The following is a 5,237-nucleotide window of genomic DNA, read 5'->3' as shown; positions in this document are numbered from 1 at the left end:
CGGATTTGGCCATTTTCTATGATTCTTTTCGTTGAATAGCTCGCTATTCGCCTCAAATAATCATAAAAACTGTCTCAAACCGGACTTTTTCTCGCTACGGTCGGCTAAGTCCGACAGACTCCTAGAGACGCTTGAATCTTTCCGGTCCCGAAGCCTCTCAGAGGAAACCCGGCTGCTCATTGGTCATTGTCTGAATGAAATGACAGGGAGTCCATCGGTCGTCACTGAACCGGAAAACTCATCTATCACCGATTTGCTGTCAGAGCCGGCAAGAAAAACAAGAAGAGTTTATAGAGGGCAAGTGATTGCTGAATGAGTGTTAAGGCACTGTTCATAATTTAGTCCTTAGGCTAATCAGTGAAATCACGGTTAGCGAAACAGATGTTACTGATTTACAGTCTTGCATAGAATTTTTACCAGGCCTGTTGTTAAGTACCCAACCCTATGGAAACCGATATTCTGACTTAATGCTCAGGCCGTTCTACTACGTTTCAGCTCTGGTCACATAGAACGACTATGCTCCCGTCGCTGCGCCTTGTAGAGCAACCTGAATCATTGGTCAGAATATTCGATATCATAGGGCCGGGTACTTAAGCGCTGGGGTTGATGTTTCGCCCACTGTTTAATACCCGGGCTTCAAGTATTGCATTTCTCTGGAAGGGATTGTTTATGACCATCTTTCGGTTGGAAAACCCTGTGCAGCATTATGACTGGGGCAGTCAGAATGCTATGAGTGAGCTCTTTGGTATGGCCAATGAATCCGGTCAGCCCATGGCTGAACTCTGGATGGGGGCTCATCCCAAGGCACCCTCTATTCTTGCTGATGAGCAGGTAGCCTTGAATACGCTGGTGGATGGCAAGACTGCTCATCTGGGTAAAGGGTCTCTGGAAAAATTTGGTCAGACACTGCCTTTCCTTTTCAAAGTTCTGGCTGCCGCCAAGCCACTCTCTATCCAGTCACACCCTGACAAACAGCAAGCATTGGAAGGGTTTGCCCATGAAAATCATTTGGGCGTACCACTGGATGCCTTCAATCGAAACTACCGGGATGATAACCATAAACCTGAGCTGGTTTATGCACTGACACCGTTCAGAGCCATGAATGGCTTTCGTCCCCTGGATGAAATGCGTCCCTTGTTCGAAATGGCTGGGCTGAAACAGCTCGAAGAAGCTATGAAATGGCTTGGCGAGGGCAATCTTAAGGCTTTTTATGAGCATTTGATGACTCTTAAAGGAGAAGAAAAAGATCGTTTGGTGGCTGCTGCATTGGAGTTTGCAGACACTTCGGATCATCCAGCCTGGCAGGAAGTGCAACGGCTGAATCAATTTTATCCGGGCGACATGGGTGTTTTGAGCCCGCTGCTGCTGAATGTTATTGAGCTTGCACCCGGTGAAGCCATGTTCCTGAAAGCAGGCACACTGCATGCTTATCTGGAAGGCACCGCGCTGGAAATTATGGCCTGCTCGGACAATGTTTTAAGAGGGGGTTTAACCAGCAAACATGTCGATGTTCCTGAACTGCTCAAGACCATTGAGTTCGATACCATTGCCTTGTCCGATCTGTGCTTGAAGCCTGAGCAGGAACAAAATGGCGAAACCTTATTTATTTCGCCCGTCGATGATTTCCTGTTTAGCGTGATTGAGCCAGAGAAAGCCTTGGCGCCTCTCAAGGTTAAAACTGCCGAGATTCTGTTTTGTGTTGAAGGTCAACAGGTCATCAAGGCTGGAGATAAATCTGTTGAATTGAAGCCAGGTAGTGCCTGCTTCATCAGTGCAGCGACCGAATCCTATCAGATCCAGGGAGCAGGGCGGCTGGCCAGAGCGACTGCCATTCTCTGATCAGGTTATCAAAAGGTTAGATTTACTGACAAACTCCAGTGCCGGGTGGATTTTTATTTCAAAGTGACGGTCAAAGCTTCAGTTATTCTCCCATAGAGAGTTGAAGCGACGGACCGTTCAGACTTTTCAATGGATCCACCCCGTCCCTTTGGTCGCGCAGCGTTCACGGGCGCTTCTCCTGATCCGACGGGAGAAAGAGCCCGCTTTTCCTCTCTGCATCCACTTTCTCCCAGTCAATGTTCCGAAAAAACGCTACCTGCCTGGCAAGTCAGGCCTGTTCTCAGCATTCAGGAAAAGGTCGCTCCTGATGCCTGTCTGGACTCAGGACTGAAATTATCCGACTATCAAGAGATATACCCGGTACTGGTCAGTCGGAATAAGACGTAACTCAAGCTTGTTAACGTATCGAAACCGAAAGAATGTTTTCAACAATCAGTACAGCTTGTTGTTTTGCCATCTGTCTGTCTTCGGCTTCTGCCACCATCAGTGCTGCTTGTGCCAGTGCTCCTATCAACATACGACCAAACATTTGTTGTTGGACTCTTTCCTCTTGGCTGTCTGCAGGCTGTGAACCAAAAAGGTTGTGGGCTTTTTGAGCGACCAGGCTGTTAATCCAGGTTTCATGACCCAGAACATTTGGTCCATCGATGAGCACGATCTGTCTGAATCCCTGATCGTCACTCATGTCCAGAAAGGTCTTCCAATGCTGGTTCAGGCTCTCTGAAGGGGCAGCTTCCTCCACCGCACCCAGATTATCAAGTATGTGGACCATCATCTGATCATAGGCAGCCTGAAACAGTTTCAATTTGTTGCCAAAGTAGTGATAGACAGGCCGGGTCGTCAGTCCACAGTCATTGGCAATGTCTTCCAAAGAGGTGTTAGCAAAGCCTTTCTTGGCAAACAAACGGCAGGCACTGTCCAGAACCTGCTGGTAAGTTTCGGCGCGTCTTTGCGCCTGGGTACGACGAGCTTGATTCATGGTTTTATCTTGTCATTTTGATTTATGTAATCATATTGCATAAGATATGTAACGTCATTGCATAAAACAATAATAAATGGCTGCGTGCTTATTTTTAGTCGCAGCCTGATGGGAGCAGCAGCTTAATCGCTCTGACACAGTTTATGAGTCAATATCTGGATCGTGCATTCACTCCTGCCAGGCTGGGGTCTCTTCAGCTGAGCAATCGTATTATTAAAGCGGCCACTTTCGAGGGCAGAACACCCGGCGGTATTCCGGGTAAAGAGCTTTATGATTTTCACAGGCAGTTTTGCGAAGGAGGGGTTGGTATGACCACTCTGGCGTACTGTGCAACAGAAGCTGATGGTCGTGTATCACACGACATGATGTATATGGGAGATCATATCCGACCTGAGCTAACCCAAATGATTCATGATCTGCACAAAACCGGTGCAAAGGTTTCGGGTCAAATGGCCCATTGTGGTTATTTTTCGAAGAATCAGCAGCTGCAAAGGGGGCACAAGCCTAAAGGACCTTCCATTCAATTTAATACTCTGGGTTTGACGGTAGGCCGACCTATCTCAGGAGCCATGACGGAAAAAGATATTGATCACATGGTGGAGACCTATCGTGCAGCAGCTCTTTATATGAAAGAGGTTGGGTTTGATGCCATAGAGATTCATTTTGGCCATGGCTATGGACTCAGTCAATTCATCAGTCCTAAAACCAATCGTCGAACCGATCAGTACGGTGGCAGTCTGAACAATCGAATGAGATTGCCACTGAGATGTCTGGAAGCGGTTAAAAATGCCGTCGGAGATGACTTGGCCGTTATTGGCAAAATGGGGCTGACCGATGCTGTGAAAGGCGGGCTTCAATTAGAGGAAGCCGTCGAAGTAGCGGGTATGCTGGATCAGGCAGGGATTGATGGTCTGATTACCAGTGGTGGAACCAGTAGCTACAACGTTATGCACATGTTTCGGGGGACTTCCATTGCTGATGGCATGGCTGAGATGCAGTCGAACCGCGTTATGAAAACCCTCTTCAAAGTGGCAGGAGCCAAATTATTCAGGGAGTACCCCTACAGGGAACTCTACTTTCTGGAAGGTTGTAAGAGAGTTCGGGACCGGGTTCGAAATGCTCAGATGATCTATATCGGTGGCTGCCACACCATGGAAAGTCTGGAAACAGTCATGCGTGAAGGCATTGATTTTGTTCAGCTGGGAAGGGCTCTGATCAAAGATCCCTCTTATGTCAATAATGCTATGGCGTCGGGAAAAAAATACGTCAATGGCTGCACACACTGTAATCGCTGCGTCACTATGATTGAAGCGCCAGGTGGCCCTCATTGTCCCTTGAATATTGAGCCATCGAAAGAGGAGAGAGTGGTATGAAAATCTCCAGGCATCAGGTGGCTGTCATTACCGGAGCCGGTGGCGGGTTGGGCAGAAGTCTCGCGGTTCAACTGGCTGAAAAAGGTTGTCATCTGGCACTGGTGGATATCGATCAGTCAGCACTGGAAGCCACCAGAAATTATTTGTTGTTTGAAGACATCAACATCAGTCTGCATCAGGCGGATGTCGGCGATGTTGATGCCATGAGGCAGCTGCACTCGGAAGTCATTGAAGTGCATGGAGCCGTGAATCTGCTAATTAATAATGCCGGTATTACCTTGCAGAAATCCTTTAAGAAATCCTTTAAGAAATCCTTTAGTAGTCATTCTCTGGACGACTGGCGACGGGTAATGAATGTCAATCTCTGGGGGCCTCTCTACAGTTGCAAACTGTTCCTGGAGTCACTGAAAAAAGAGCATCAGGCGCACATTTTTCAAAAGAGCCGTTAATCTTTCCAGTATGGCGGCATTCATTGGGCTGCCTTCCCAAAGTTCTTACTGAGTTACTAAATCCGCCGTGCAGGCACTGAGTGAATGCTTATACGCTGAATTGAAAAGTGAAGGTGTTGGGGTGACTTCAGTTCACCCCGGTGCCATTAAAACCGACATGATTCAGGCTACTCTGGCGGATTCAGATGATCGGCAGAAGGCTCAGAAAAACTATGAACTAGCCCAGAGATTTGGTCTGACAGCGGACAGAGCAGCACAAATCATTCTTCAGGCAGTGGAAAAAAATAAGGTTAGGATTCGGGTGGGCAAAGACGCCACGATTCTGGATATTCTTCGTCGTTTGATGCCGGTTACTCTACAAAAGGGTATGGCTCGAATGGCCCGTACGATGTGAGCTGTAAAAGAGAAATACAATAATGAAAAAACTACTTTCAGCCTCAATGGGTTTATTGGCCAGTTGCTGTGTCTCAGCCTAGGAGCCTGTCGGACTTAGCCGACCGTAGCGAGAAAAAGTCCGGTTTGAGACAGTTTTTATGATTATTTGAGGCGAATAGCGAGCTATTCAACGAAAAGAATCATAAAAAATGGCCAAATCCG

General features: G+C 47.5%; 6 protein-coding genes and 1 pseudogene. 6 read left to right on the top strand and 1 reads right to left on the bottom strand.

Translation table 11 applies throughout. The annotated features are described in order from the left end of the window. The first annotated feature begins 606 nt into the window (after window positions 1-606). Window positions 607-1,839: a mannose-6-phosphate isomerase, class I gene (gene manA, locus ACR2PX_RS02930; RefSeq protein ID WP_433997862.1), complete on the top strand. Its 1,233-nt coding sequence runs from the start codon at window positions 607-609 to the stop codon at window positions 1,837-1,839. 129 nt (window positions 1,840-1,968) lie between these two features. After that, window positions 1,969-2,226, top strand: coding sequence for a hypothetical protein (locus tag ACR2PX_RS02925; RefSeq protein WP_433997861.1), 258 nt, complete (start codon window positions 1,969-1,971; stop codon window positions 2,224-2,226). Window positions 2,227-2,236: 10 nt separating this feature from the next. Here ACR2PX_RS02925 and ACR2PX_RS02920 read toward each other — a convergent pair whose 3' ends face one another. Then, window positions 2,237-2,818, bottom strand: a complete 582-nt coding sequence (locus tag ACR2PX_RS02920; RefSeq protein WP_433997860.1) for a TetR/AcrR family transcriptional regulator — start codon at window positions 2,816-2,818, stop codon at window positions 2,237-2,239. A 143-nt stretch (window positions 2,819-2,961) separates the two neighbouring features. Here ACR2PX_RS02920 and ACR2PX_RS02915 point away from each other — a divergent pair, with 143 nt between their 5' ends. From ACR2PX_RS02915 to ACR2PX_RS02900, 4 genes and pseudogenes are all read left to right on the top strand, one after another. Further along, a complete protein-coding gene (locus ACR2PX_RS02915) occupies window positions 2,962-4,191 on the top strand; it encodes an NADH:flavin oxidoreductase (RefSeq protein WP_433997859.1) in 1,230 nt (409 codons plus the stop codon). Beyond that, window positions 4,188-4,640, top strand: a complete 453-nt coding sequence (locus tag ACR2PX_RS02910) for an SDR family NAD(P)-dependent oxidoreductase (protein ID WP_433997858.1) — start codon at window positions 4,188-4,190, stop codon at window positions 4,638-4,640. The genes ACR2PX_RS02915 and ACR2PX_RS02910 overlap by 4 nt, the downstream gene beginning before the upstream one ends. 67 nt (window positions 4,641-4,707) lie before the next feature. Continuing rightward, window positions 4,708-4,758 (top strand): annotated as a pseudogene (locus ACR2PX_RS02905) (hypothetical protein); the annotation flags it as partial. Window positions 4,759-4,761: 3 nt separating this feature from the next. Beyond that, a complete protein-coding gene (locus tag ACR2PX_RS02900) occupies window positions 4,762-5,034 on the top strand; it encodes a hypothetical protein (RefSeq protein WP_433997863.1) in 273 nt (90 codons plus the stop codon). Window positions 5,035-5,237: the final 203 nt, after the last annotated feature.

The organism is Endozoicomonas sp. (genome assembly GCF_051008435.1).
In the GTDB taxonomy this organism is placed as follows: domain Bacteria; phylum Pseudomonadota; class Gammaproteobacteria; order Pseudomonadales; family Endozoicomonadaceae; genus Endozoicomonas_A.
Note: the sequence above shows the minus strand (reverse complement) of the source record. Positions and strands in the feature narration are given on the sequence as shown.

Coding starts and splice junctions, on each gene's coding strand:
- manA (WP_433997862.1), top strand. CDS start 607: ATGTTTCGCCCACTGTTTAATACCCGGGCTTCAAGTATTGCATTTCTC.
- ACR2PX_RS02925 (WP_433997861.1), top strand. CDS start 1,969: ATGGATCCACCCCGTCCCTTTGGTCGCGCAGCGTTCACGGGCGCTTCT.
- ACR2PX_RS02920 (WP_433997860.1), bottom strand. CDS start 2,818: ATGAATCAAGCTCGTCGTACCCAGGCGCAAAGACGCGCCGAAACTTAC.
- ACR2PX_RS02915 (WP_433997859.1), top strand. CDS start 2,962: ATGAGTCAATATCTGGATCGTGCATTCACTCCTGCCAGGCTGGGGTCT.
- ACR2PX_RS02910 (WP_433997858.1), top strand. CDS start 4,188: ATGAAAATCTCCAGGCATCAGGTGGCTGTCATTACCGGAGCCGGTGGC.